At 62.1% G+C, this 23,897-nt stretch carries 25 protein-coding genes and 1 tRNA gene; 9 read left to right on the top strand and 17 right to left on the bottom strand.

From position 1 onward, the window contains the following. Window positions 1-15: 15 nt before the first annotated feature. On the bottom strand, window positions 16-1,077 hold the full coding sequence (locus CIW50_RS25130) for a phosphotransferase family protein (RefSeq protein WP_116661769.1): 1,062 nt from the start codon (window positions 1,075-1,077) through the stop codon (window positions 16-18). Between the two features lie 26 nt (window positions 1,078-1,103). Beyond that, window positions 1,104-2,339, bottom strand: a complete 1,236-nt coding sequence (locus tag CIW50_RS25125) for an acyl-CoA dehydrogenase family protein (RefSeq protein WP_149533890.1) — start codon at window positions 2,337-2,339, stop codon at window positions 1,104-1,106. Window positions 2,340-2,608: 269 nt separating this feature from the next. Here CIW50_RS25125 and CIW50_RS25120 point away from each other — a divergent pair, with 269 nt between their 5' ends. Next, on the top strand, window positions 2,609-3,280 hold the full coding sequence (locus CIW50_RS25120; protein WP_149533889.1) for a TetR/AcrR family transcriptional regulator: 672 nt from the start codon (window positions 2,609-2,611) through the stop codon (window positions 3,278-3,280). An 85-nt stretch (window positions 3,281-3,365) separates the two neighbouring features. Beyond that, a complete protein-coding gene (locus tag CIW50_RS25115; protein WP_149533888.1) occupies window positions 3,366-4,094 on the top strand; it encodes a YkgJ family cysteine cluster protein in 729 nt (242 codons plus the stop codon). 122 nt (window positions 4,095-4,216) lie between these two features. Here CIW50_RS25115 and CIW50_RS25110 read toward each other — a convergent pair whose 3' ends face one another. Beyond that, complete coding sequence (locus CIW50_RS25110; RefSeq protein WP_149533887.1) at window positions 4,217-4,450, bottom strand: hypothetical protein; 234 nt, start codon at window positions 4,448-4,450, stop codon at window positions 4,217-4,219. A 274-nt stretch (window positions 4,451-4,724) separates the two neighbouring features. On the opposite strand from CIW50_RS25110, the gene CIW50_RS25105 reads away from it, so the two are divergent. After that, window positions 4,725-5,102 carry a hypothetical protein gene (locus CIW50_RS25105; protein WP_149533886.1) on the top strand — a complete coding sequence of 126 codons (378 nt, stop codon included), beginning with the start codon at window positions 4,725-4,727 and terminating at the stop codon, window positions 5,100-5,102. 97 nt (window positions 5,103-5,199) lie between these two features. Here the strand turns inward: CIW50_RS25105 and CIW50_RS25100 are convergent, their stop codons facing one another. The 6 genes from CIW50_RS25100 to CIW50_RS25075 all read right to left on the bottom strand — a co-directional run bounded on the left by CIW50_RS25100 (window position 5,200) and on the right by CIW50_RS25075 (window position 11,342). Further along, a complete protein-coding gene (locus tag CIW50_RS25100; protein ID WP_149533885.1) occupies window positions 5,200-6,324 on the bottom strand; it encodes a serine hydrolase domain-containing protein in 1,125 nt (374 codons plus the stop codon). A gap of 837 nt (window positions 6,325-7,161) precedes the next feature. Next, a tRNA-Gly gene (locus tag CIW50_RS25095) sits at window positions 7,162-7,235 on the bottom strand. 341 nt (window positions 7,236-7,576) lie between these two features. After that, window positions 7,577-8,371: a MetQ/NlpA family ABC transporter substrate-binding protein gene (locus CIW50_RS25090; protein ID WP_502707537.1), complete on the bottom strand. Its 795-nt coding sequence runs from the start codon at window positions 8,369-8,371 to the stop codon at window positions 7,577-7,579. 45 nt (window positions 8,372-8,416) lie between these two features. Beyond that, entirely contained in the window at window positions 8,417-9,082 is a 666-nt protein-coding gene (locus CIW50_RS25085; protein ID WP_092151697.1) for a methionine ABC transporter permease, read from the bottom strand. Further along, complete coding sequence (locus CIW50_RS25080; RefSeq protein ID WP_149533883.1) at window positions 9,072-10,178, bottom strand: methionine ABC transporter ATP-binding protein; 1,107 nt, start codon at window positions 10,176-10,178, stop codon at window positions 9,072-9,074. The genes CIW50_RS25085 and CIW50_RS25080 overlap by 11 nt, the downstream gene beginning before the upstream one ends. A gap of 207 nt (window positions 10,179-10,385) precedes the next feature. Then, window positions 10,386-11,342, bottom strand: a complete 957-nt coding sequence (locus tag CIW50_RS25075) for a sulfonate ABC transporter substrate-binding protein (protein ID WP_149533882.1) — start codon at window positions 11,340-11,342, stop codon at window positions 10,386-10,388. 429 nt (window positions 11,343-11,771) lie between these two features. Between CIW50_RS25075 and CIW50_RS25070 the strand changes: the two genes are divergently transcribed. The 3 genes from CIW50_RS25070 (at window position 11,772) to CIW50_RS25060 (ending at window position 14,321) form a co-directional block, all read left to right on the top strand. Further along, complete coding sequence (locus CIW50_RS25070) at window positions 11,772-12,680, top strand: aliphatic sulfonate ABC transporter substrate-binding protein (RefSeq protein ID WP_149533908.1); 909 nt, start codon at window positions 11,772-11,774, stop codon at window positions 12,678-12,680. 39 nt (window positions 12,681-12,719) lie between these two features. Further along, window positions 12,720-13,535 (top strand): MetQ/NlpA family ABC transporter substrate-binding protein, encoded by an 816-nt coding sequence (locus CIW50_RS25065; RefSeq protein ID WP_149533881.1) that lies wholly within the window; start codon window positions 12,720-12,722, stop codon window positions 13,533-13,535. A gap of 117 nt (window positions 13,536-13,652) precedes the next feature. Then, window positions 13,653-14,321 (top strand): peptidoglycan recognition protein family protein, encoded by a 669-nt coding sequence (locus CIW50_RS25060; RefSeq protein ID WP_149533880.1) that lies wholly within the window; start codon window positions 13,653-13,655, stop codon window positions 14,319-14,321. A gap of 24 nt (window positions 14,322-14,345) precedes the next feature. Here the strand turns inward: CIW50_RS25060 and CIW50_RS25055 are convergent, their stop codons facing one another. Beyond that, window positions 14,346-15,167 carry an aspartate dehydrogenase gene (locus CIW50_RS25055; RefSeq protein ID WP_149533879.1) on the bottom strand — a complete coding sequence of 274 codons (822 nt, stop codon included), beginning with the start codon at window positions 15,165-15,167 and terminating at the stop codon, window positions 14,346-14,348. 313 nt (window positions 15,168-15,480) lie between these two features. Here CIW50_RS25055 and CIW50_RS25050 point away from each other — a divergent pair, with 313 nt between their 5' ends. After that, window positions 15,481-16,317, top strand: a complete 837-nt coding sequence (locus CIW50_RS25050; protein WP_149533878.1) for a siderophore-interacting protein — start codon at window positions 15,481-15,483, stop codon at window positions 16,315-16,317. A 30-nt stretch (window positions 16,318-16,347) separates the two neighbouring features. Then, window positions 16,348-17,826: a GH1 family beta-glucosidase gene (locus CIW50_RS25045; protein WP_149533877.1), complete on the top strand. Its 1,479-nt coding sequence runs from the start codon at window positions 16,348-16,350 to the stop codon at window positions 17,824-17,826. Between the two features lie 142 nt (window positions 17,827-17,968). Here CIW50_RS25045 and CIW50_RS25040 read toward each other — a convergent pair whose 3' ends face one another. The 5 genes from CIW50_RS25040 to CIW50_RS25020 are packed head-to-tail and all read right to left on the bottom strand — an operon-like array spanning window position 17,969 to window position 22,524. Further along, window positions 17,969-18,814 carry a phosphodiesterase gene (locus CIW50_RS25040; protein ID WP_149533876.1) on the bottom strand — a complete coding sequence of 282 codons (846 nt, stop codon included), beginning with the start codon at window positions 18,812-18,814 and terminating at the stop codon, window positions 17,969-17,971. Next, the gene (locus CIW50_RS25035) at window positions 18,814-19,875 is read right to left on the bottom strand and encodes an ABC transporter ATP-binding protein (protein WP_149533875.1); all 1,062 of its coding nucleotides are present in this window, start codon (window positions 19,873-19,875) and stop codon (window positions 18,814-18,816) included. Before CIW50_RS25035 ends, CIW50_RS25040 begins: the two co-directional genes overlap by 1 nt. Then, a complete protein-coding gene (locus CIW50_RS25030) occupies window positions 19,872-20,657 on the bottom strand; it encodes an ABC transporter permease (RefSeq protein ID WP_149533874.1) in 786 nt (261 codons plus the stop codon). Before CIW50_RS25030 ends, CIW50_RS25035 begins: the two co-directional genes overlap by 4 nt. A gap of 4 nt (window positions 20,658-20,661) precedes the next feature. Next, window positions 20,662-21,477, bottom strand: a complete 816-nt coding sequence (locus CIW50_RS25025; RefSeq protein WP_149533873.1) for an ABC transporter permease — start codon at window positions 21,475-21,477, stop codon at window positions 20,662-20,664. A gap of 42 nt (window positions 21,478-21,519) precedes the next feature. Then, the gene (locus CIW50_RS25020) at window positions 21,520-22,524 is read right to left on the bottom strand and encodes an ABC transporter substrate-binding protein (RefSeq protein ID WP_149533872.1); all 1,005 of its coding nucleotides are present in this window, start codon (window positions 22,522-22,524) and stop codon (window positions 21,520-21,522) included. A 265-nt stretch (window positions 22,525-22,789) separates the two neighbouring features. Between CIW50_RS25020 and CIW50_RS25015 the strand changes: the two genes are divergently transcribed. After that, window positions 22,790-23,149 carry a hypothetical protein gene (locus tag CIW50_RS25015; RefSeq protein ID WP_149533871.1) on the top strand — a complete coding sequence of 120 codons (360 nt, stop codon included), beginning with the start codon at window positions 22,790-22,792 and terminating at the stop codon, window positions 23,147-23,149. Between the two features lie 9 nt (window positions 23,150-23,158). Here the strand turns inward: CIW50_RS25015 and CIW50_RS25010 are convergent, their stop codons facing one another. Next, the gene (locus tag CIW50_RS25010) at window positions 23,159-23,428 is read right to left on the bottom strand and encodes a hypothetical protein (RefSeq protein WP_246664454.1); all 270 of its coding nucleotides are present in this window, start codon (window positions 23,426-23,428) and stop codon (window positions 23,159-23,161) included. A gap of 171 nt (window positions 23,429-23,599) precedes the next feature. Beyond that, on the bottom strand, window positions 23,600-23,848 hold the full coding sequence (locus CIW50_RS25005) for a hypothetical protein (protein WP_149533869.1): 249 nt from the start codon (window positions 23,846-23,848) through the stop codon (window positions 23,600-23,602). Between the last annotated feature and the right edge of the window lie 49 nt (window positions 23,849-23,897).

The raw sequence follows: 23,897 nt of genomic DNA, 5'->3' as shown, positions 1-23,897 counted from the left end.
GCGCCTCTTGATGGTTTATTTCGCGCCCGCGAGTTGCGCGTATTTCCATGACGCCTGCGCTAGCGGCACGGTGCGCTTGGCGGACTCCATGGCCTTGGCGGAGGATGCGGTGCCGTCACGGACGCGGCCGGCGATGCCCTGCAGGATCCCCGTGAGCCGGAACAGGTTGTAGCAATAGTACCAGTTCAGATCCGGCACGGTCTTGCGGCCGGCCTTCTCGCAATAGATTTTCGCGGCTTCATCCATGGTCGGGATGTTGAGCGCCTTGAAGTCGAGCCCGTCGAGGCCCGGCATGATCCACTGCATCAAAAGATAAGTGAAGTCGGCCATCGGATCGCCCAATGTCGACAGCTCCCAATCCAGAACCGCCTGCACCTTCGGCTGCGTCGTATGGAACACCATGTTGTCGATGCGGTAATCGCCATGCACCACCGACACACGCTCCTGCTCCGGAACGGAGGTCGGCAGCCATTCGATCAGCCGTTCCATTTCCGGAATGAGTTGCGTCTCGGAGGCGCGGTACTGCTTGGTCCAGCGATCGACCTGACGGGAAAAGTAATTGCCGGGACGGCCGAAATCGCCGAGGCCGATCTTTTCGGGATCGTAGCTGTGCAGCTGCGCCAGCGTCTCGATCTTCGCCGTGAAAATCGCACGACGGTCTTCCTTCGGCACCGTCGGCAGCGCCGGATCCCAGAATATCCGGCCGTCTTCCATCGACATGATGTAGAACGCCGAGCCGATGACATTGTCATCGGTGCACAGCGCGTAGGCCTTCGCAACCGGGAAACCCTGCTTCCCCAATGCCGCGATCACCTTGTATTCGCGATCGACGGCGTGCGCCGATGGCAGAAGCTTGCCGAACGGCTTGCGCCGCATCACGTAGGATTGCTTCGGCGTATTCAGCCGATAGGTCGGGTTGCTTTGTCCGCCCTTGAACTGCAGGACGGTCAGCGGCCCCTCATAGCCTTCCACATGCTCGCGCATCCAGGCCTCAAGGCTCATCTCGTCGAAGCGATGCCGCTCCTCCACTGGCCTCGTGCCGTTATACTCGTCGTCGCGCTTCACACCATCGGTCACGTCAGTCTCCGCTTAGCGTTTTCTTCTTAATGCTTCGACTCGTTGGCATACTTGCGCAGCTCAAGCCGCGCAATCGCACGGTTATGAACTTCGTCCGGACCGTCGGCGAGACGCATGGTGCGCATCGACGCATAGTCACGGGCAAGGCCAGCATCGTCGGATACGCCGGCGGCGCCGTAAGCCTGGATCGCGTTGTCGATGATCTTCAGCGCCATATTCGGGCCGGAGACCTTGATCATCGCGATTTCGAGTTGGGCGGTCTTGTTGCCGACCTTGTCCATCATGTCGGCGGCCTTGAGGCAGAGCAGACGGTTCATCTCGATGTCCGTGCGCGCCTCGGCGATGCGCTGTTCCCAGATCGAATATTCGATGATCTTCTTGCCGAAGGCGGTGCGGGACGACAGACGGCGCACCATCTTCTCCAGCGCTTCCTCGGCCTTGCCGATGGTGCGCATGCAGTGATGGATGCGGCCCGGACCGAGACGGCCCTGCGCGATCTCGAAGCCGCGGCCTTCGCCGAGCAGGATGTTGCTGGCGGGCACGCGCACGTTCTCCAGCAGCACCTGGGCATGGCCATGCGGTGCATCGTCGAAGCCGAACACGGGGAGCATCTTTTCGATCTTCACGCCCTTGGCATCGGCAGGCACCAGAATCTGTGACTGTGCCTGGTGCTTCGGCGCGTTCGGATCGGTCTTGCCCATCACGATCATGATCTTGCAGCGCGGATCGCCCATGCCCGACGACCACCACTTACGGCCGTTGATGACATACTCGTCGCCGTCGCGCACGATCGAGGTCTCGATATTGGTCGCATCCGACGAAGCCACCGCAGGCTCGGTCATCAGAAACGCCGAGCGGATCTCGCCGTTCATCAGCGGCTTCAGCCACTTCTGCTTATGCTCTTTCGAGCCATAGCGCATGAACACTTCCATGTTGCCGGTGTCGGGCGCGGAGCAGTTGAAGACTTCCGAGGCCCAACCGATATGGCCCATCTGTTCGGCGAGCAGCGCATATTCCAGATTGCTCAGTCCCGCACCGTGGAATTCGTCGTCTTCATGCGACGACGGCGGCATGAACATGTTCCACAGGCCTTCGGCCTTCGCCTTCTGCTTCAATTCCTCGACGATCGGGATCACCTTCCAGCGCTCGCCCTCTTCGTCCTGCTTGCGATAGATCGGCACGGCCGGACGGACATGCTTGTTCATGAAGGAGGACACGCGCTCGAGCCATTCGCGCTGGCGGTCCGACATATTGAAGTCCATGGGGCGATCCTCGCGTTTTTTAGAATTGTTGGCGGCACTGTTGTCCCGTCGCTGGATCATCGCAAGAGCAAATTTGTCTCTGCTCATGCGGCACAGATCCGCGCGGGGGCGATGGCGTTGAGCAGATGCAATATGCCATGAGGCGCACATTGACATTTCCCGACGCTCAAACGATAGTTTCATACACGCGTTTGAAATGCAATGACCCCCGTCCGCGCCACTTGCATGGGGCCATATTGCAAAAGGACCGTTTTGATCAGGACGATCGCATGGCAGCAGACCACACACGGACGGCTATCATCACCGCAGCCGAACGGCTCTATGCCGAACGCGGCTTTGCGGATGTGACCATGCGCGACATCGTGGCCGCGGCGGACGTCAATCTCGCTGCGGTGAATTATCATTTCGGCAGCAAGGATGAACTGATCGCCGAACTGTTCGTGACACGCAGCCTCGCCACCAATCGCGAGCGCCTGCGCGAACTGAAAGCGGCAGAGGAAGCCGGCGACGGCCGCGCAGATATCAATGCGATCTTTGCCGCGCTGGTCGGCCCGACGCTGCGTGGTTGCCTGGGCCCCGAGAAGCAGCGCTCGGATGCCGCGCGCTTCATGATCCGCGCTTCGATCGAATCCGTGCCGCCGATCCGCAAGATCAAGAACCGCGAGGTCGACCACCTCAAGCGCTTCGCCGCGGCGATGCGCCGGTCCCTACCCGATCACGATCCCGTCGATATCTTCTGGGCGCTGCATTTCGCGCTGGCCATGGCGCACCAGACCATCCGCGACAGCGAACGCCTGACGCGCATGTCCGACGGGCTGTGTGACCTCAATGATGTGCAGGCGATCATCGACCGCGTGGTCGCGGTCGCTGTCATGGCGCTGATGGGGAAACCGGCCAAGGCCCCGCAGAAGGAACCGGCCAGGGCGAAAGCGCGCGCCTGAACGGTAAAGCCCGGTTCCCGCTGCAGATTGCTCGTGACGTCCCGCCGATTCGCGGCGTAGGACGGGAGCGGATCGAGACCCCAGCATGAGCGCACTGGACGCCATCGACTTCGTGTCGAACAACATCACGGAAGTGGGCGCACTGATGCGCTCGCTGTCCGGCCGCTATGAAGGCATCTTCGGCAATCTGCGCGCCGCCTATGGCATCGCCTTCGAACAGGCGGACAGCATCGCGGACGCCGCGCGCGACGCGACCGCCATTGCGGACGCCGCCACCGCAGCCATTCGCGACCACATCCCGAACCAGCCGGGCAATGCCTGCACCAGCGGCTGCGCCTCCTGCTGTCACCTTTATGTCCAGGTTCCGCCCGGCACCGCCACGGTCATGGTGCAGCACATCGCCACGCATTTCACGCCGGCCGAACAACAGGCGCTCCGCGCCCGGCTCGAAACCGCGGCCGCCGCCGCACGCGATGCTGCCGACGTGACCAAACTCCGCCTGCGCTGCGCGCTGCTCGGATCCGACAATCGCTGCACGGTCTACGAGGTCCGCCCGCTGACCTGCCGCGCCTTCACCTCGCGCTCGGTGGCGCGCTGCCACGACGTGGTGTTCGGCGAGGTGCCCGAAGGCACCGGCGTCGAACAGAACGCCGCGCATTTCCGGATTCACATGGAAGCGACGTTCGCGCTGGAGCAAGCCGCGCGCAATCGCGGCCTGCCGGATGCGCAGAAGGGGCTGGCGCAGGCGCTGCTGGATGAGATGGGCACCATGGATAAGCCTGCATCGGAAACGGCACGCCATGCCGGTTCGTAATGGCGAATGCGTGAGCCGCTCGTGACCAGTGCAGCCGACATGATCGATGTCTGTCCGCCCCCTTCGTCGCGCACGGCGCGTTCATAACCAAGCGCGACGCCTCCCCCGCAGTCAGCTATCGGCTATCGGTGGCGCGATTTGCGTGAACGATGGACCGGCGCAGACGCAGCTGGCTTTGGAAAGATCGAGCCCGACTGGTTTGTCACGTAGCCGCGCGATTCCTGCAGCCGGCGCTGATAGCCCGGCGAGTTCATGAAGCTGCTGCCACCGCCTCGGGCAGATGCCGCGTCAGCAAGCGCGAGTTCAGCGACGGCGACCAGGATGAGTAGAGCAACTTTCTTCGAGATGATGGTCATTGTTCAAACCTCTCCGGTCCACCTGAGCAAGCAGAGCAAGGCGCAATTGTTCCTGTCAGCGCGGTACCACTTTTGGGGCTCCGATCCAATGCGGCGCCCAACGGACATTCCTCAGCATGGCCTGTGAGGTCCGCCCTCTCCACTGCCGCGCTCTCATTCACAGTTTCCGGCCTGGAAACATGACCCGATCCGGTGTCGCCCATTGAACGAAAACCAGTCCAGAACCGACCCAAGACCAGCGCAAGACGCCTCAAATGGTTCTGGAGACGACGTCATGAAGCGGTTTCTGATTTTCCCTTTGCTGTTTCCCGCGATTGCCACGGCGGCGTTCTACGTGGTGACCTACATCCTGACGGGTGCTGCGCAGGACAGCGGCACAGGGTCGGTTCTCATCTATCTCGTCTTTATCGTGCCGGGACTCCTGGTCGCGCTGCTCGACTGGCTGGCCGCCCGGTCGTCCATTCCTGCCGTCATCATCACGACGCTTCTGACCTATGGAGCAACGGTGCTGGTTATGGCCCTGCTGCTCGGGTCGAGCAAACAGACCCTGGCGCTCGGCCTGATCGGCGCAATTCCGGCCGCCCTGTGTTCGTGGTTGTCCAGCCGCAGCTACGACACTCCGCAGGCGTCATCGACAGCATCACATACGTGATCGTCGACAATGCCCGACAGCTGTCGCGGCGCGCTGCTGGACGAGTTGGCATTGCCCAACGAGATCGCCGCCGCCGTCGACCGCCATATGGAGCGTCTCAGATCCGCGCCGCGATCAGCTGCCGGATGAACTCCGGCGCCTTCGCGCTGGGGAGCCACCGCGTCACCGCGATCATCTCGGCGTCGCGGTCGATCCAGATCATGTTGCCGCCAGCGCCAAGCGCATAGACGGCCGTCTCCGGCGCCGCCTTGTTGGCATGCGGCCCGCGGTTCAGCCACCACAGGAACCCATAGTTTGGCAGTCCCGATGACGGCGCCCACATCGCATCGACCCAGGCCTGCGGCAGCAGCCGTTGGCCATTCCAGTCGCCGCCGCGCGCCATCAAGAGGCCGAAGCGCGCATGGTCCTCCGCGCCGATGAACATCCCGCCGCCCCAATGGCCGCCGCCCGGCACCGACCGCATCCGCTTGCCGTCGATCTCGACAAAGGAATTGTCATAGCCGACCCACTCCCAGTCCTTGGACGCGCCGATCGGATCCATGATGCGCGCACGCAGCACATCCGGCAGCGGCCGCTTGAACAGATTCAGCAGGCAGAGCGACAACAGGTTCACGCGGACATCGTTATACTCGTAGAAGCTGCCCGGCGTTTGCAGTTCGCGCAGCTCGCCCTTGCGGCTGTTGTCGGCATTCGGCGCGACCAGACGGTTGTGATCGATCTGGTCGGGCTTGCCGAACAGCTCGCCGCGCCATTCGCTGGTCTGCTCCAGCAGATGCCGCCAGGTGACCCTGGCATTATGCGCATCCGCGAACAGCGGACCGGGCACGCGCGTACCCACCGGCTCGTCGATATCCCCGATCAGCCCGTCATCGACCGCGATGCCCGCCAGCACGGCGAGATAGCTCTTGGCGATGGAGAAGGTCATATCCGCCCGCGCGGTCTCACCCCACGTCGCCAGCATGCGACCATTTTGCAGCACTAGGCCCGCAGAGCCACCGCGCTCGCACACCGGCCCGAGCACCGCGCTCCATGGCCCGACCTCATTCCAGTCCACATTCGGCGCGTAGCGGCCGTCATCGTAATAGAAGCCACGCGGCCACGGCGTTTCATTCGCCTGCGCAAACGCAACGGCAGCAGCGAGTCTGTCCGGCGCGTAGCCGGCCTCGCGCGGATCGACCTTGTCCCAGGCGCTGGTGGCGGGGAAATAACGCGACTGTGTCATGGGGATATCGGGCTCGCTTTGGATGACGCGCTGCGGTTATTGACCGGATGGGAAGCGGGGGCAACCCTAGCCGCCCTCCGCATTGACCGGCCGCTGAGTGACCTCGTCGGGCTTGAAGGGCAGCTCAGGCTCAGGGTCCGCAACCGCCTTCGCGTTGAATGCTTGTTGTGCGCTCTGAACGCGTTTCTCTGCCTCTTGAAACAAATCATCCGCATTGCTCGCCACCACCGACCGAGGGACCATTTGATCGAGCTGCTCAAACTATCTGACCCGAACCAGGCTGCATCTGATGTCCCCCGGTTCATGCTTTTGCGAACGCCCTTCGCGCCTTCGCGACGAGTACCACTGGAATACGGAGGATCGGTAAGCACGACATCCACTGAGGCCGTCGGGATCAAACGCATCGCTTCGATGCAGTCTCCAGAATGAAGGATAGCGCTTTCAAGTTTTATAGAGGTCATGAGTAATGTGAAGCCGCGTTGTTGCGCAGCTCGTAGGTTAACGGCTTCGCGTGTGAAGGCGTGATGTTGCGTGAGCACGACACTGCCGGGTGGGGGCGCATGAATCAGCCCTCCAGTCTGTTGATGTAATTGCACCGAACTACACTCCAGATCACGGAAAGTCAGAAATCCGGGGAAAACTCGGCGTTTCAAAAATTCGCGTCTACATATGCTTTTCTGTAAGGCGCTCCAAATGCTGAGGAATTTTCGCCTTAAACGGCGTTGCGCCCGATGTGCGCCCAGGCCCAAATAAAAAAAGACGCCAGATGGCGTCTTGACTTGGGATTCACATTTTGTAACTTACTGAAAAGTAAGCGATTTTCGCGACGAGAGAAGGTGGAGCGGGTAAGGGGAATCGAACCCCTGTCCTCAGCTTGGAAGGCTGTGACTCTACCATTGAGCTATACCCGCGCGCGGCATCAGGTAACACGTCACGCGGCGGGTCTCAACCTCATCCGCCGTCGCATCCCCTGCCCCGCAGGCATCGAAATTTATCCATGCAGTTCAATTGGATAGCGTGCGAACACGCGGCTGCAGGTCGACCCGACCGTAGATGTGGGGCCACCCTCCTCGTCATTCCTCGGCAAACCAATTTGGTTTGCCTGAGGCGTGCGTCGCCGGCAGAGCGCGAACCTCGGCCATTCCACTTGGAATGGCGGGGAATCCCGATGTGTTTTGTGCAGAATATGTCGGGATTCCGGCTTCGCCTGAAGGCGCACGGCCGCCCCGGAATGACGAATGTATTGCGTCGCTTACCAAGTCGAGAGGACCGAGCCCTTGAACTTCTCTTCAATGAACGCCTTCACCTCAGGCGACTGATAGCTCTCGACCAGCGTCTTCACCCAGGGCTTGTCCTTGTCGGCCGCGCGCACGGCGATGATGTTGGCGTAAGGGCCTTTCGGGTCCTCGCGGAGCAGCGCGTCCTTCACCGGATCGAGGCCCGCCTGGGTCGCGTAATTTGTGTTGATCCCTGCGACGTCGACGTCAGGCAGCGTGCGCGGGAGCTGCGCGGCATCGACCTCGGTGATCTTCAGCTTCTTCGGGTTCTCGGTGATATCGAGCAAGGTCGGCTTGAAGCCGACACCGTCCTTCAGCTTGATGATGCCCTTGTCGCGCAGCAGGATCAGCACGCGGCCGCCATTGGTCGGATCGTTCGGGATCGCCAGCGTCGCGCCGCTCTTCACCTCGTCCCAGGTCTTCACCTTCTTCGAATAGATGCCCATCGGGAAGTTGATGGTGTTGCCCACCGCAACGATCTTGTATTTGCGATCGGCCACCTGATTGTCGAGGTAAGGCTGATGCTGGAACGAATTGGCCTGCAAGTCGCCGGCTTCCAGCGCCGCATTCGGCACCACATAGTCGGAGAATTCGACGATCTGGATGTCGAGGCCCTTTTTGGCGGCGACGGCCTTGGCGGCTTCCAGCACCTGCGCATGCGGGCCGGGAGTCACGCCGACCTTGATGGTCTCGGCTGACGCAGCGCCGGTCAGCGCGGCGAAAGCAAGGATGGAGAGAAAGTAACGACGAAGAGACATTGTGTTTTCCATTGTGAGTAAACGAGTGTGAGCGGACCCGCTGATGCGGGTGACCACTCAGGAATGTCGCGTGCGCTTGTCGAGGCGGCGCGAGATGAAGTCGCCGAGGCTCTGCACGCCCTGCACGAGGCAGATCAGCACGGCGACAACCGTCGCCATGACTTCCGGCATGAAGCGCTGATAGCCGTAGCGGATACCGAGATCGCCAAGCCCGCCGCCGCCGACGGCGCCGACCATGGCCGAATAACCAATCAGGCTGACAGTCGCGAGCGTCAGCGCCAGAGTCACCGCCGGCATTGCTTCGGGCAGCAGCACTTTCCAGACGATCTGCAGCGGGCTCGCGCCGAAGGCACGCGCAGCCTCGACGAGGCCCTGATCGACTTCGCGGATCGCGCCTTCGATAACGCGCGCGATGAACGGCGTCGCGGCGATGGTCAGCGGCACGACGGCGGCGCTGGTGCCGATCGAGGTGCCGGCAATCAGCCGCGTCAGCGGCACGATGGCGACGACGAGAATGATAAACGGCGTTGAGCGCGTGGCATTCACCACAAGACCGACTATGCGATTGACGTTCGGTGCCGGGAACAGCTCACCTGCCCGGCTGGTCGCCAGGAAGATGCCGAGCGGCAGACCGGCCAGCGTGCCGAAGATGCCGGCCAGCGCCACCATGGTGAGCGTGTCCAGCGTCGACCACAGGATCATGTTGATCAGTTCAGGCGACATAGCCGAGATGCTCCACGGTGTTGCAGGTGGCGGTGAGATCGGCGATCAGTCTCGCCTGCAGCTCGGGCTCGGCCGCGACGGAGGCGATCAGCGTGCCGAACGGATGGTCGGCGACATATTCGATCTGGCCATGCATGATGTTGAAATCGACGCCGTAGGTGCGTGTCAGTCGAGACAGCACCGGTTCGTCGGCATCGGCACCGGTGAAGGCGATGCGGATCACGGCCTGACGGCCGGGCGCGTAATCGGCCAGCAGCTTTCTTTGCAGCCATTCCGGCACATTGCCGCCGGTCACTTCGCCGACGAAACGCTTGGTGGTCGCATGCGTAGGCTTTGAGAAAATCTCGTAGGTCGTGCCCTGCTCGATGATCTGGCCGCCTTCCATGACAGCGACACGCTGCGCGAGCTTCTTCACCACGGACATTTCATGGGTGATGAAGAGGATGGTGAGATTGAGCTCGGCATTGATCTGCCTGAGCAGCGCGATGATCTGCGCGGTGGTCTCGGGATCGAGCGCCGAGGTGGCCTCATCCGACAGCAGCACCTTCGGCTTGGTGGCGAGCGCGCGTGCGATGCCGATGCGCTGCTTCTGGCCACCGGAGAGTTCGGCCGGATAGCGGTCGCGCTTGTCGGCAAGGCCGACCATGTCGAGCAACGGCTCGACGATCCCCTTGATGTCTTTGCGCGGCGTGCCCGCGATCTCCAGCGGCAGCGCGATATTGTCGAAGGCGGTGCGCGACGACAGCAGATTGAAATGCTGGAAGATCATGCCGATCGAGCGGCGCGCCTGACGCAGCGCGCGCTCATCCAGCGATCCGATGTCGAGGCCATCAACAGTGACCTTGCCGCTGGTCGGAAGTTCGAGGCCGTTGATGAGACGGATCAGCGTCGACTTGCCCGCGCCGCTCTTGCCGATCACGCCGACGATGGCGCCCTCGGGCACCACGAGGTCGATATTGTCGACCGCCTTCACCTCGGCGGAATCCTTCCGCGACGGGAAGATCTTGCTGACACCATCGAAGGAGATGATGGCACGCCCCTGCTGATCGAGAATTGGCACGGGCGCTCCGACCGGGTTGGACAAGGGAGCGTTCATAAAACGATGTTTCTGCGCAGATGTGAATGACGGGCCGGCCTGCGTGTCGCGGGCGCCATTGCGGCAACCTACTGATTTCCCCGCGCATTTCAACCGCACTGCACAAAAAGGGGGAAAAGCAGCGGTTTCAAGGGCCTGGGGAGCAAAAGAGCACCGGGAGACGCCTGGTGACAGCGTTAATCGCCTCCCGGCGAAGTTAGAGGGAGGTCAGGACCCCGGCGTCCACTTCCAGACGATCTCCTTCACATCCACCGCCTTGGGGATCAGCCCGAGTTTGAAGAACCGGTCGGCGGTCTGTTGCTGGGTGGCGACGATCTTGTCGGTGATTGGCGTGACGGTATATTCGGACCGGTTCACGGCGCGCGTCGTCGCGGCCTGATCGACACCCGTCGCCTCACGCAGGCTAGTTGCCACTTCAGCCCGATGCTCGGCCGCCCATTTACCCTCCTCGTTGAAAGTCTGATTGAGCAACGCGACGATATCGGCATGCTTCGACGTGAAGTCCTTGTTCGCGAGGAAGAAGGAATTGGATTCCTGCACGTCCCTCGAGAAGGCGATCACCCGCACCTTGCCGTTCTCGGCAAGCGCCAGATAGGGATCCCAGATCGACCACGCGTCGATATTGCCGCCGGCAAAAGCCGCCACCGCATCCGCAGGACCGAGCGTCACGGGGGTAATATCCGTGTAAGCGAGCCCGGCCTTCTCCAACGCGGCGACGGTGGTGTTATGCGCGCTGGAGCCCTTGGCGAAGCCAACCTTCTTGCCCTTCAGATCGGCCAGCGTCTTGATCGGCGAGTCCGCTGGCACGACGATGCCCTGATTGAGACCGGCCGACGGCACCGCTGCGACATAGAGCAGATTGGCACGCGCGGCCTGCGCGAAGATCGGCGGCGCGTCGCCGGTGTAGCCGAAGTCGACATTGCCGGTGTTGATGGCTTCCAGGATCGGTGGCCCGAACTGGAACTCGACCCACTTCACCGCGATGCCGCGCGACTTGAGCGCTGCTTCCAGCGTACCGCGCTGCTTCACGATCGGAAAAATACCGGCCTTCTGGAAGCCGATGCGCACTTCCTTGAGCTGCTGCGCAGCCACCGGCGATACCGCGAGACCCGTCGCGAACAACGCAGCCGCCATGCCGATGATCGTTCGTCTGGACTGAGACATCTTGCTTCCCTGCTCCATCTGGACGCCGCGCTCGATGCGCCGACGCGATGACAGAACGCTACGCGGGTTTGCGAAGATTGTGCTTTCAAAGGTCGCGGCTAGCCTGCAAGTTTTGCAATCCGAAGGTCAGCTCCGGGAGCAGCTTCATCTCCGCCGCAGAGAAATAACCTGCTCTTCCGGAGCCACCCGGAAGGCATGCGGAGAACGTTCCCGCTGCGTGACAAGGCCACTGCAGCATGCCTACATCGCCGCGCCCCGAACTACAGTTGGCCATTTCATTGACGGAAACGAGCCGCTCTCGCACCTTTGCTGCTCACGAAACATCATCAGCAAAGCAGTTCCAACATGCTTCCGATCCACATCGCCCGCTTCATCGAACGCTTCGTGTTCCGGCGCACCCGGGCGCTGCAACTAGCCGCCGTAGCCTCCATGCTGTCGGTCTCCTTCGCCTGCGCACAGACACCGGACACCGTGCGGATCGGCTATCAGAAGTCGTCAACGCTGATCGCGGTGCTGAAGACCAATGGCGAACTGGAGAAGGCGCTGGCGCCGCTGGGCGTGAAGATCAGCTGGCATGAATTCACCAGCGGCCTGCCGCTGCTCGAGGCCATCAACACCAACAATGTCGATTTCGGCGCCGATGTCGCCGACACCGTGCCGCTGTTCGCGCAAGCCGCCGGCGCCAAGCTCGCTTACATCGCCGAGGAAGCCGCCTCGCCTGCCGCGCAGGCGATCGTCGTCCCCGCAGAGTCGCCGTTGAAGACCGTGGCGGACCTCAAGGGCAAGAAGGTCGCGGTCACCAAAGGCGCCGGCAGCCACTTCCTGCTGCTCGCCGCGCTGAGCAAAGCCGGCCTCACCTTCAAGGACATCCAGCCGGCCTATCTGCCACCGGCCGACGGCCGCATCGCTTTCGTCGGCGGCAATGTCGATGCCTGGGTGGCATGGGATCCGTTCCTCACCAGCGCGCAGCGCCAGAGCAATGCGCGCGTCCTCGCCGACGGCAGCAACGGCCTCGCCAGCTACAAGCGCTACTATCTGTCGTCGGCCGCCTATGCCGACAAGCGCGGCGACGTGCTGAACGTGATCTTCAAGAAGCTCGACGAGACCGGAAAATGGGTAAAGGCGCAGCCCAAGGACGCAGCCAAATTGCTGTCGGGCCTGTGGGGCATCGACGCTGCTACCGTCGAGGAAGCCAACAACCACCGCTCCTACAAGGTCGGTGCTGTCACCGCGAAAGGCCTGTCCGAACAGCAGACGATCGCTGACGCATTCTTCGGCGAGCGCCTGATCCCGGTGAAGGTCAACGCCGCCGACGTGAAAATCTGGTCGCCGAAGTAAGCGCCGCATCTCCTCCGACATCTCCCGAAAGACATTGACATGAAGACAACCCTCTCCGTCCTCGCCGCGGCGATGCTCGCGCTCGTCTCGGTGGGCAGCGCTGCCCAGGCGCAATCAGCCACCAAACCCGAGATCAAGATCGGCTTCGTGCCGGGTCCCTATATCGACGGCTTCAAGGCCGGTGTTGAGCCCGAGTTGAAGAAGAAGGGCTACAAGGTGAAGTACTTCGAATTCTCCACCGGCCTCGAAGCCAACACCGCCGTGTTCAAGAACGACATCGACGCCAATGTGATGCAGCACACGGTGTTTCTCGATAGCTATAACCAGCGGCAGAAGACCGATCTCACCGGCATCATCACGGTGCCCACGCCGCCGATGGGTCTCTACTCGACCAAGCACAAGAAGTCGGAGGACGTGAAGGCGGGTGCAACCGTCGTGGTACCCAACGATCCCGTGAACCTGCAGCGCGCATTGTGGATCCTGCGCGACCTCGGCTGGATCGAGATCAAGGACAACAACCCCGTCGATGTCACCGAACTCGACGTCGTGAAAAACAACAAAGGCATCAAGATCGTGCCGCTGGAAAACGCGCAGGCCCCCCGCGCGCTCGGCGATGCCGACTTCGCCGCCGTACAGGGCAATTTCGCGATCTACAGCGGATTGAAACTGACCGAGGCCTTTGCGCTCGAGAAGATGACCAAGCCCTATACCAACGTGGTCGCCGTGAAACGCGGCAATGCCGACGCACAATGGGCCAGGGACATCGCCGACGGCTATCGCTCCGACACGTTCAAGAGCGCAATCCGCAACGACAAATTCTATGCCGGATTCGTCTTGCCGGACTATTTCAACTGAGCATCCACGCGTTCAGGTTGCCTGGGCCATAAGTATGCCCTTACCCAGCCGTTTGACTCCCGGAACGGCTGGGATAAGCTTCCTGAAAGCGCGACAGCGCGCTTTCGGATCGAGGGCATGAACCACCGCACTATCCTGGCTCTTTTGGCTTTGATCACCGTCGGCACCCCGGCGGCTGCGCAAGTGCCTTCGAGTTTCGAGGTGGCGGCCCGCTCCCGCGGCACCCCCGACATTCCCGGCCTCAACATGGTCTGGCTGGTGCCCTGGACCGATCTGCGCCACGCCCGCGAGTGGCGCAACATCGTCGTGCATCAATCGGAAGGCGCAGTCGGTTCGGCATTCAGCAATGCCGTGGCGCAGATGCAGCGACAGAACCGCAAGGGCGTGACGATCTGGGTCGAGACCGACGGGACGGCCTACTGGTCCACCGCCGAATGGGCCGTGCCCAACCATCTGCGCGACGGCAATCGCAACGACAACAAGTATATCGATAATTCATCGACCTATCAGCAGATCGACAATGACTCGTCGATCGGCATCGAATTCGTCGGCAATTATCCCAATGTGCGCAAGCCGCCCACCGACGCCCAGATTGCGGCATGGCGTGTGCTGGTCCGCGTGTTGCAGGTCCGCTACGACATCCCGAACGAGCGCGTGTTCGCCCATAACTGGGTGGACTACAAGGATCGCCGCTATTGCGAGGGCTGCGAGCTCGCCAGAATTGCGCGGACCCAGGGCGTCGAGAAAGCCATCGAGACCGCGCAGCAGATCGAAAAAGGCCAGTAGCCTCTGGCCAAATGTGGGGCGGGTTTAGGTCCCGACCCGCAATGCCGCACGCTGCTTGCGCAGATAGGCAATCACCGACAGCGCCGTGATACGACCGGTCTTCGGGTTCTCTGACGGGATGTTTTCGATCTGCATCGAGAACCGCGCAGAGTCCGAATCCACTTCGACGCGATGGACGTTGCGCGTCAGCGCCGGATCGGCCCAGATTTCCAGCGTTGTGGCGTCGGGGCCCGCGCCCGCCAGCGACAGCGCGACGGCAACGTTGAGATTGGCCGGGAAGCCCTTGGCGGCCTCGCGCGCCGTGCCCTCGAAAATCTTCATCGGTTCGGTGATGCTCTCGATGTCGATGTTGTTCTCGACGATATAGGGCGCGCCGGCGAGGCCCTTCACCGGCTTGCGCGTCACCATCTTCACTGACGAGATCTTGCCCTCGGCGGCAGCGGTCACGGCATCGAGCCCGATCAATGCCCCGGTCGGCACCACGATCTGGCCGCCATTTGCCTTGGCCAGCACGACGAGATCGTCGTTGAACAACAGCGCTCCAGCGCTCAGCACGATCGCGGTCTTGCCCTTGCTGACGAAAGGCTTGACGATCTCGGGCAGCAACGCTGCGGGCGCACATTCGATCACGATATCGGCGACATCCACGAGATCCGCGATCGGCAGCACCGGCGGCGCCTTGCCGAGACCAGCCAGGAACGCCTGATGCTTCTCCGGATTCTGCACGGCGACCGCCGCCAGAACCAGGCCATCGATGCCGCGATCCAGGGCTTCGGCCACCTTGCGGCCGATCGGGCCGAGGCCCACAATGGCCACGCGCGTGGCAGACTTTGCTTCAGTGCTCATCACTTCTATCTCGTTCAATGATTCAGGGGGCACGCCGCCACATCCGGAACGGTTCTCCCCCGGAAAGGCCGCAATGTCCATGCGGTGATATCCGCCAGTTTAGAACGCTTCCGGCCTCACGCCATCGTGCGGCGCGTGCGACAATCCCGGCCTTGCACGTAAAAGGACGTTTCGCTACCTCTGCCGTGATTGCTGTCTCGGCGAGGCCGCACGTAAGCGTTAACGTGAACCAACGCGCCGATCGAACCTGATCCAGGCTCGACCTGCGCGACCCCGCGTCAAACAGGCCGATCTGGATTCCCCGGGAATCCACATGACCGACACATCTGCAGGTACCATTTCCAACGACCTTCATCGCATCACGCGCGTTCGCCACGAGTTGAAGCGCCGTCTGCTGACCGTCAAGCACGTGACGTCGGTGACGCCGTACATGAAGCGCATCACCCTCACCGGTGACGACCTCGAAGGCTTCGTGAGCGCGTCCTATGACAACCACGTCAAGGTGTTCTTCCCGCGCCCCGGCGAAGCCGAGCCCTTGATGCCCGTCTTCAGCGAAGGCCGTGTGCTGGTCGATGAGAGCGCGCGGCCAATCGCGCGGGACTACACGCCGCTGCGCTATGACGAAGCCGCGAAAGAACTCGACATCGATTTCGCCATTCATGATGCGGGGCCTGCCACGACCTGGGCCACCCAGGCGAAGCCGGGCGATAAAGTCGGTATCGGCGGCCCGCGCGGCTCGTTCGTGGTGCCGGACGACTTCGACTGGTACCTGCTGATCGGCGACGAAACTGCCCTGCCCGCCATCGGTCGCCGACTTGAAGAACTGCGTCCTGCCACACGGGCCATCGTGATCGCAGAAGTCGCCGATGTGGCCGAGGAACAGGTCTTCACATCCAAAGCGTCCGTCACGATCAACTGGCTCCATCGTGGCCAGCAGAGCGCCGGGTCGACCACCCTGATGGAAGATGCTTTGCGCAGCCTCAAACTTCCCGTTGGAGACGGCTACGCCTTCATCGCCGCGGAATCCGAAGTCGCCAAGCGCCTCCGCAAGATTCTCGTCGACGAGCGCCAGCATCCCAAGGCGTGGGTCAAGGCGTCAGGCTATTGGAAAGGCGGCGCAGAGAACTATCATGAGCCGCATGACGACTGACCGTCGCGTCCCGGACTAGCAGGAGATCTGGTGTCCCATCGTTTCACGCGTCGCGATTTTGCCGGAGCGGCCGGCGCGCTCGCCGCCGGCCTCGCCGTCCCGCCTGGGAAGGCCGAAGCTCAAATAGCCTCGGCCACACCGGCACCGCTTGCCAACGACCGGCGTTTTCCTGCCGATTTCGTCTGGGGCACCGCAACGTCAGCCTATCAGATCGAGGGTGCCGTCGCGGCCGAAGGCCGCGGCCCCTCAATCTGGGACAGCTATTCGCATACGCAGAACAAGATCCGCGGCGGCGGCAATGGCGACCACGCGGTGGATCATTTCCAGCGCTACAAGGAAGACGTCCAACTGATGAAGGCGCTGGGCGCCAAGGCCTATCGCTTCTCCATGTCATGGTCGCGCGTGTTTCCGACCGGCGTGGGCACGCCCAATCCGCAAGGGCTCGATTTCTACAACCGCCTCATCGACGAGTTATTGGCCAATGGCATCGAGCCATACGCCACCCTGTATCACTGGGATCTGCCGCAGCCGCTGCAGGATCGCATCGGCGGCTGGGCGTCATCAGATACATCGAAGGCGTTCGGCGACTATGCCGGCCATGTTGCGCAGCGCATCACCGACCGCGTCAAAAACATCTTCACCATCAATGAATGCGGGACCTTCGTGGATTTCGGCTATGGCCGCGGCCCGGTCGAGCTCGCGCCCGGCCTGAAGCTGCCACAGCCGCAGCTCAACCAGGTTCGGCATCACGTCGCACTGGGCCATGGCATGGCTGTGCAAGCGATCCGCGCCAATGGACGTGCCGACACCAAGGTCGGCGTTGCCGAGAATGTCGCATCCTGCGTTCCGGCCATTGAGACGCCGGCCAATATCCGCGCAGCCGAAATTGCAACGCGCGAGATGAATGGCGGCTACATGACCGTCATCCTCGAAGGCAGATACACCGATGCGTTTCTCGCCTATGCCGGCAAGAATGCGCCGAGCTTCACCGCCGAAGAACTGAAGATCATTTCTTCCCGCGTCGATTTCGTCGGTCTCAACGTCTACATGCCGCAATATTATGTGGTGGCGAGTGGGGATCAAAACGGCTTCGCATTGGTGCCGTTCCCGACCTCGTTCCCGCGCATGGATTCGGACTGGCTGCGGATCGGGCCGGAAGCGCTGTATTGGGCGCCCCGCAACGTCGCCAAGGTCTGGAACGTCAAGCAGATCTATATCAGCGAGAACGGTACATCCGCTGCCGACCAACCGGCCGGCGACGGCAAGATCCACGATCTCGACCGCGTCATGTATCTCAGGAACTATCTCACGCATCTGCAGCGCGCGACGTCGGAAGGCATCCCCGTAGAAGGGTACTTCCACTGGAGCTTGATGGATAACTTCGAATGGTCGGATGGCTATGAAAAACGTTTCGGGCTGTATCACGTCGATTTGGAAACGCAGAAGCGTACGCCGAAGCTGTCAGCCGAATTCTATCGCAGTCTGATCGCCGCTAATGCGGTCGTGTAACTACCTGTCATTCCGGGGCGCGCGCATCTTCGCGCGCGAACCCGGAATCTCGACATAGTTGAACCGCCGGTTAGCTCGCACATCGAGATTCCGGGCTCGCGACCGCCAAACCTCCCTCGCGCCCCGGAAGGACGTGGTGAGGCTACAGCAATTTCCCATCCGCGCCGAAGAACGGATGCGGGCCGTCGAAGTCGCCGATCGGCACCTGATGCGTGACCAGATGGCCGCCCTCCTCGCCATCCGGAAACCAGACATGCAGGTGGAAAGCGGGCGGCTCGACACGAAACGAGGGCGGGCGCAATTCGGCGATGTCGAGATCGACCGCATGGTTCGGCGCCGGGCAAATGGTCGCCGTGGTCCCGGCGAATGTCGTTAGCGTCGCACGATGAACGTGCCCTGCGGCGACGATCTGGACGCGCGGATGTTTGCGGACGATGGCAGCGAGCTCATCCGCATTGAACAGGTCCTGCACGTCCATGTGCGTGATACCGGTGCGGAATGGCGGATGATGCAGGAACAACAACGCCGGCCGCTCGCGCGATGATGCCAGCGTGGCATCCAGCCACTCCAGCGTTGCCGCTTCCAGCGTGCCATGCGGCTTTCCCGGGACATGCGAGTCCAGCAGGATGATATCGAGCGGGCCGACCGTCCGCGCCTGATCGAGCGGCCCCGATGATTTCGCATAGGCCCAATCGGGAAATGCCGCGCGCATCATGTCGCGGGCGTCGTGATTGCCGGGCACGCCGATGAACGGGATCTTGAGCGGAGCCAGCAAACGCCACAGATGCTCGTATTCCTCCGGCGTCGGCGTATCGACGAGATCGCCGGAGATCACCACCAGATCAGGCCGCGGTTCGAGCGCGTTCAGCTCGGCCACACAGCACTCCAGCGCCCTGGCCGTGTCGACCTTGCCATAGGCCAGCTCGCCCGGCGCCTTGATATGCAGATCGGAGATCTGCGCGATGATGGTGGGCTTGGGCTTCGACATCAGTCTTCTTTCGGCAACACGCGAACCGCTTGAGGCGTGACCGACAGGCCGACGCGCTCCCCTGCACGCACATTGATGGTGTTCGGCGCGTCCACCGTCAACGGCTTGTTCGCCGCACCCGTCACCACGAGACGCTCGCGATCTCCGATAAAGGCGACGCTTTCGACCGTACCGCGCAGGAAGGCGTCCGCCTCGGCGACAACTCCGATGGTCTCCGGCCGGATCATCGCCACTGCCGCAGCGTTGTCGACGGCGTCATCGAGCGCCAGCCAGCCACCGGGCAACGTCAGCCGACCGTCGCTCACCGGTCCCTCGACGATATTGGCGGCGCCGACGAACTCCGCGACGAAACGGTTCTGGGGAGCAAAATAGATCTCGCGCGGCGTGCCGATCTGCGCGATGGCGCCCTTGCGCATCACCACAATGCGATCGCCGAGTTCCATCGCTTCGGCCTGGTCGTGCGTCACGTAGATCGCGGTAATCCCGAGCGAACGCAGCAGGCTATTGAGTTCACTACGCAGCCGGTCGCGCAGCGACGCATCAAGCGCGGTCAACGGCTCATCCAGCAGCAGCACCCGTGGACGCACGGCCACCGCGCGCGCCAAAGCTACGCGCTGACGCTGGCCGCCGGAGAGCTGGTCGATACGGCGGTTTTCGAGCCCGCCGATATTGGTCAGCGCCACCATCTCGGCGACACGCGCCGCGCGTGCGGCCTTGTCAACGCCGCGAATCTTCAGCCCGTAGCCAATGTTCTCGGCCACCGTCATGTTGGGAAACAGCGCATAGGACTGGAACACCATGCCGACATGGCGCTGCTCGATCGGCACCGCGGTCATGTCGGTCTTGTCGAACAGCACACGGCCGCCCGCATCGGGCTTCTCCAGACCGGCGATGATCCGCAGCATGGTGGTCTTGCCGCAACCGGAAGGGCCGAGCAGAACCAGCGTCTCGCCTGACACGATATCGAGTGAAGCCGGCGCCAGCGCCTGCGTGCCGTCCGGAAAGGTCTTGCCGCAGTTCTCGATATGAACGGCCGCACCGTGGCCCGCAATCCCGCTCATTTCTTTTCGCCCTTCTCGGCAAACATCTGCATCGCCACCAGAAGGGGCACAATCATGATGAAAAAGATCAGTGTATAGGCGGATGCCACTTCGAGCCGCATCGAGGCGTAACTATCGGCAAGGCCGACCGGCAGCGTCTTGGTCAGCGGCGTGTGCAGCATCCAGGTCAGATTGAACTCGCCGAGCGACAGCGTCACCACCATCAGCGATCCCGCGAGAATGCCCGGCATCGCATTCGGCACGATCACATTGCAGAACCGCGTCCATGGCGAGGCGCCGAGCGAGGCAGCCCCCTCGTCCAGCGTCTTGATGTCCACCGAAGCGAACACCGCCATCACCGAACGCACCATGAAGGGCATCGTAAAGACCACATGGCCTGTGAGGATGAACAGCCACGACTGCCTGAAGCCACCGAAGCCGCCATAGGTCAACAGCAGCGCCAGCGCGATCGCGAGGCCGGGAATCGCCAGCGGCAGCGTGATGATCTCCTCGATCACGCGCGACAACCTCCCGCCCTTCACGTGTAGTCCATAGGCCGCGGGCACGCCGACAACCAGCGTCACCGCCAGGGTCGCGAAGGCGATCAGAAACGACAGCCCGATTTCGCCAGCATAGAGGTTCCAGACCTGCACGACCCATTGCAGTGTGACGCCCGACTGGATGCCGCGAAAGTAATTGACTGTGACGCCGGCGGAAATCGACAGCACAACAGGCACGACGAGGAACGCCGCGACGAGCAGTGTGAAGCCGAGCTGGCCAGCGAAGATCAGACGGTCGCGCATCGGCTCACCCCGCTGCCGCGACAGCGCCGCCGCTCATTGAGCGGGCCAGCGCGAGGATCGCCCAGGCGATCACGCCGAGTCCGATGGAGAGCGCCGCCGAGATCGCGAAATTCGCCGCCAATGTGAACTCCGTATAGATCAGCATTGGCAGCACATCGATGTTGGTCGCAAGCGTGAAGGCTGTGCCGAACGCGCCCATCGCCGTCGCGAAGGCGATCGCGCCCGAGGCGACGAAGGCCGGCCCGAGCGCAGGCAGCACCACATCGCGCTGAACCGCCCACGGGCTCGCACCGAGCGAACGCGCCGCCTCCTCCAGCCCGATATCGAGTTTCTGAACCGCAGCCATCACCGTGAGGATCACGCGCGGGATCGAGAAATAGAGATAGCCGAGAAACAGACCGAAGATCGAATAGGCGAATACGACTTTCTCGCCCGTCACCGCGGCGGTGATGGCGCCGATCAGGCCCTGACGTCCGGCCAGCAGAATAATCAGAAAGCCGACCACGACGCCGGGAAATGCCAGCGGGAATGTCAGCATGGCGATCAGGACGGCACGGCCGGGGAAGCGGTGACGCTGCAGGAACAGGCCCGCAATCGTGGCAATCACCAGCGTGGCGATGGTCGTCGCCGCAGCGAGTACGACTGTATTGATGAGCGTGGCACGATAGCGCGGTTCTGTAATGATCGCGAGATAGGCGGACATGCCGCGCGATCCACCGGCACCGACGGCGAGCAATTGCGCCATCGGCAAGAGGAAGAAGGCTGCTGTCACCACCACGAGCGGCAGCAGGCAGATCCAGATGAAATTGCGATGCGACATGAAACTATGGTGCCCCTGCCCCCGCCGGGGCACCATTGTGCATCAACGGACTTCGGCGAGATAGCGGTCACTGAACCCTTTCTGCGCCAGCTCCATCTTGCCCCAGTCCACGCTCTTGGCGCGGGCATATTCGCTGTCCGGCAGGAATTTGGCCTTCACGCCTTCCGGCAGTTCGATCTTGCGGGCCGGACGGAGGTAGGCGTTGGTCCAGATCGCCTGGCCCTTGTCGGATAGCAGATAATCCATGACCTTCTTGGCCTTGTCCTTATGGGGCGCGTTCTTCACCAGACCGACCACATAGGGAAACACGACCGAGCCTTCACAGGGAATGACGAATTCGAAACTGCCCTTCTCGGAATACTTGGCGCGATAGGCATTGAAATCATAGTCCAGCAGGATCGGCATCTCGCCGGAGACGACGCGGGCATAAGACGTCTGCTTCGGCACGATCGCGTCGTTCTTCTTCATCTCCTTGAAGAAGGCGATGGCCGGATCGAAATTCTGGTCGGTGCCGCCGAGCGCGAGATTGACCGCAACAGCGCCGACATAACCGACGGCGGCCGACGTCGGATCGAGATAGCCGACCATGCCCTTGTAGTCGGGCTTGGCGAGATCCTTCCAGCACTTCGGCACCGGCTTGCCGCCGAGCGCATCCTTGTTGACGAAAAAGCCGAGCGTGCCCGAATGGATCGTGGTCCAGTAGCCTTCGGAGTCCTTCAGGCCAGCATCAACCTGATCCCAGCCCGCGGGCTTGTAAGGCTCAAGTGCATCCTGCGCCTTGGCTTTCATGCCGAAGGTAACGCCGAAATAGCCGATATCGCCGACCGGATTGGCCTTCTCGGCGAGGATCTGCGCCAGCGCCTGGCCGGAGTTCTTGTTATCATGCGGCATCTCGATGCCGAGATCGGTCTTCACCGCCTTGATCATCGAGGCCCAATCGGCCCACTCCGGCGGACAGTTGTAGCAGATGACGTCCGCGGCACGGGCGGGCTGCGATGCGACGGCGACCAGCGCGGCCAGAGCAAATACCAAGCGGAACGGTTTCACGGCGATCGTCTCCATCCTGACGCAGGCGTTAAGGCCGGCGCATCGAAGTCTGAGGGGAATGCGTGACGCCCCCACTATAGGCCGCGGATGAAACTTTTGCGACAAAGCCAACCCGCAGCGCATTTGTGCACCGCAACTCGCCTGGGACCCGTCGACAACGTCCTGCGGAAGATGTGAGATCGCATATCGCCGCTGGTATTGGATTGCAGACGTGAAAGAAACGCCCCAACGCGATCGAGGCCTGCTCGGTCTGGTCGATCGACTCATGAAAAGGCCGGGTGACCCCGAACCGATCAGGCCTGAGCCAGACTCGGACGCCAGAGATGGTTTCGATCCGGTCGTCGCAGAGGAGAACCCGGCGGCGTCGCTGGAGCCGCAACTTGCGGTCGAAAGCACCCGCACGCTTGGCCGCTCGGAAATCGCGGATGTGATCCTGCGCGCGCTAAAGGGTATCGATGGCTGTCCGACAGCCGGCTTCGAGGTGGTCGTCTATGGCACGCGCCCATGGAACGCGATGTTACGCATCACGCCGCCCGCCGGCGCGGTGCCTGACGCAGCTGCGTGGCGCCAGCGGGTCCAGGACATGGTTCAGCTGTTGCGACATCAATACGAGTTGCGCGAATAGACCGGAAGCCTAGCCTTCCATGCGCACCAGCACGACCTCAAATGGTACGCCGGGCCGTTGCTTGACCACTCCTGTGCAGGACGCCGTCGTGGTTTTGGATGTCCCGACTAGATCAATCTCGACTTCATCGATGCCGAAGATCGCTGGCTGCCCCTCCGCATGTCGGCGAGTTGCAATCGTTGCGGTGAAAGCATCGCCGGTCTGAACATACGAGCCGCTATAGGCAATCACCGTGTCGCCGCCTGACAATTGGCCATCGGCGAGCGTGATAATGCCCATGCCTTCTTTCTCGGGAATTCGAAACCATGCCGAATAGCGGCCATCGGGAAGCATAACGAACCTGAACTGCAAGTTGCGGTACGGCCAAATACCACCAAGGCATCAGAAAGACGTTAACGAGATCGGTCGCATTGAAGCGATCGATCTCGCCTTCGCTGATGTAATGTCGCCCTACTTGCCACCGCCGATATTGCCGCCCTTGATATGGCCGAGCGAGTTGCTGCCATAAGCCGAATTGCCGTGATTGCCACTCATTGCAGCGTTGCCACGAAAGATCGCCGGCCCCCGCATCTGGCCATAGGACCCGTAATATCCGTGGTGCGCCTTGTAACCACGATGGACTTTCTTCGCAGACGCCGCCGTCGCCGAGAAGCTCGCGATCACCAATGCCGCTGCCGCCGTTGCCAGAATCTTTTTCATGTTCAACCCTCTGTGATGCCCATCAGGAGAACGCCGATCACTGCGTCTC

It is taken from the genome of Tardiphaga sp. P9-11 (assembly GCF_008329525.1).
GTDB lineage: Bacteria > Pseudomonadota > Alphaproteobacteria > Rhizobiales > Xanthobacteraceae > Tardiphaga.
This window is presented reverse-complemented; position numbering and strand designations above follow the sequence as displayed.

Bases quoted from the DNA above. Each gene is read 5' to 3' on its own strand.
- CIW50_RS25030 (WP_149533874.1), bottom strand. From the start codon at position 20,657: ATGCGCGACCGTCTGATCTTCGCTGGCCAGCTCGGCTTCACACTGCTC.
- CIW50_RS25120 (WP_149533889.1), top strand. From the start codon at position 2,609: ATGGCAGCAGACCACACACGGACGGCTATCATCACCGCAGCCGAACGG.
- CIW50_RS25040 (WP_149533876.1), bottom strand. From the start codon at position 18,814: ATGTCGAAGCCCAAGCCCACCATCATCGCGCAGATCTCCGATCTGCAT.
- CIW50_RS25080 (WP_149533883.1), bottom strand. From the start codon at position 10,178: ATGAACGCTCCCTTGTCCAACCCGGTCGGAGCGCCCGTGCCAATTCTC.
- CIW50_RS25090 (WP_502707537.1), bottom strand. From the start codon at position 8,371: ATGGAAAACACAATGTCTCTTCGTCGTTACTTTCTCTCCATCCTTGCT.
- CIW50_RS25125 (WP_149533890.1), bottom strand. From the start codon at position 2,339: ATGGACTTCAATATGTCGGACCGCCAGCGCGAATGGCTCGAGCGCGTG.
- CIW50_RS25110 (WP_149533887.1), bottom strand. From the start codon at position 4,450: ATGACCATCATCTCGAAGAAAGTTGCTCTACTCATCCTGGTCGCCGTC.
- CIW50_RS25005 (WP_149533869.1), bottom strand. From the start codon at position 23,848: ATGAAAAAGATTCTGGCAACGGCGGCAGCGGCATTGGTGATCGCGAGC.
- CIW50_RS25050 (WP_149533878.1), top strand. From the start codon at position 15,481: ATGACCGACACATCTGCAGGTACCATTTCCAACGACCTTCATCGCATC.
- CIW50_RS25070 (WP_149533908.1), top strand. From the start codon at position 11,772: ATGCTGTCGGTCTCCTTCGCCTGCGCACAGACACCGGACACCGTGCGG.
- CIW50_RS25085 (WP_092151697.1), bottom strand. From the start codon at position 9,082: ATGTCGCCTGAACTGATCAACATGATCCTGTGGTCGACGCTGGACACG.
- CIW50_RS25105 (WP_149533886.1), top strand. From the start codon at position 4,725: ATGAAGCGGTTTCTGATTTTCCCTTTGCTGTTTCCCGCGATTGCCACG.
- CIW50_RS25015 (WP_149533871.1), top strand. From the start codon at position 22,790: ATGAAAAGGCCGGGTGACCCCGAACCGATCAGGCCTGAGCCAGACTCG.
- CIW50_RS25060 (WP_149533880.1), top strand. From the start codon at position 13,653: ATGAACCACCGCACTATCCTGGCTCTTTTGGCTTTGATCACCGTCGGC.
- CIW50_RS25025 (WP_149533873.1), bottom strand. From the start codon at position 21,477: ATGTCGCATCGCAATTTCATCTGGATCTGCCTGCTGCCGCTCGTGGTG.
- CIW50_RS25010 (WP_246664454.1), bottom strand. From the start codon at position 23,428: ATGGGCATTATCACGCTCGCCGATGGCCAATTGTCAGGCGGCGACACG.
- CIW50_RS25035 (WP_149533875.1), bottom strand. From the start codon at position 19,875: ATGAGCGGGATTGCGGGCCACGGTGCGGCCGTTCATATCGAGAACTGC.
- CIW50_RS25100 (WP_149533885.1), bottom strand. From the start codon at position 6,324: ATGACACAGTCGCGTTATTTCCCCGCCACCAGCGCCTGGGACAAGGTC.
- CIW50_RS25115 (WP_149533888.1), top strand. From the start codon at position 3,366: ATGAGCGCACTGGACGCCATCGACTTCGTGTCGAACAACATCACGGAA.
- CIW50_RS25055 (WP_149533879.1), bottom strand. From the start codon at position 15,167: ATGAGCACTGAAGCAAAGTCTGCCACGCGCGTGGCCATTGTGGGCCTC.
- CIW50_RS25065 (WP_149533881.1), top strand. From the start codon at position 12,720: ATGAAGACAACCCTCTCCGTCCTCGCCGCGGCGATGCTCGCGCTCGTC.
- CIW50_RS25075 (WP_149533882.1), bottom strand. From the start codon at position 11,342: ATGTCTCAGTCCAGACGAACGATCATCGGCATGGCGGCTGCGTTGTTC.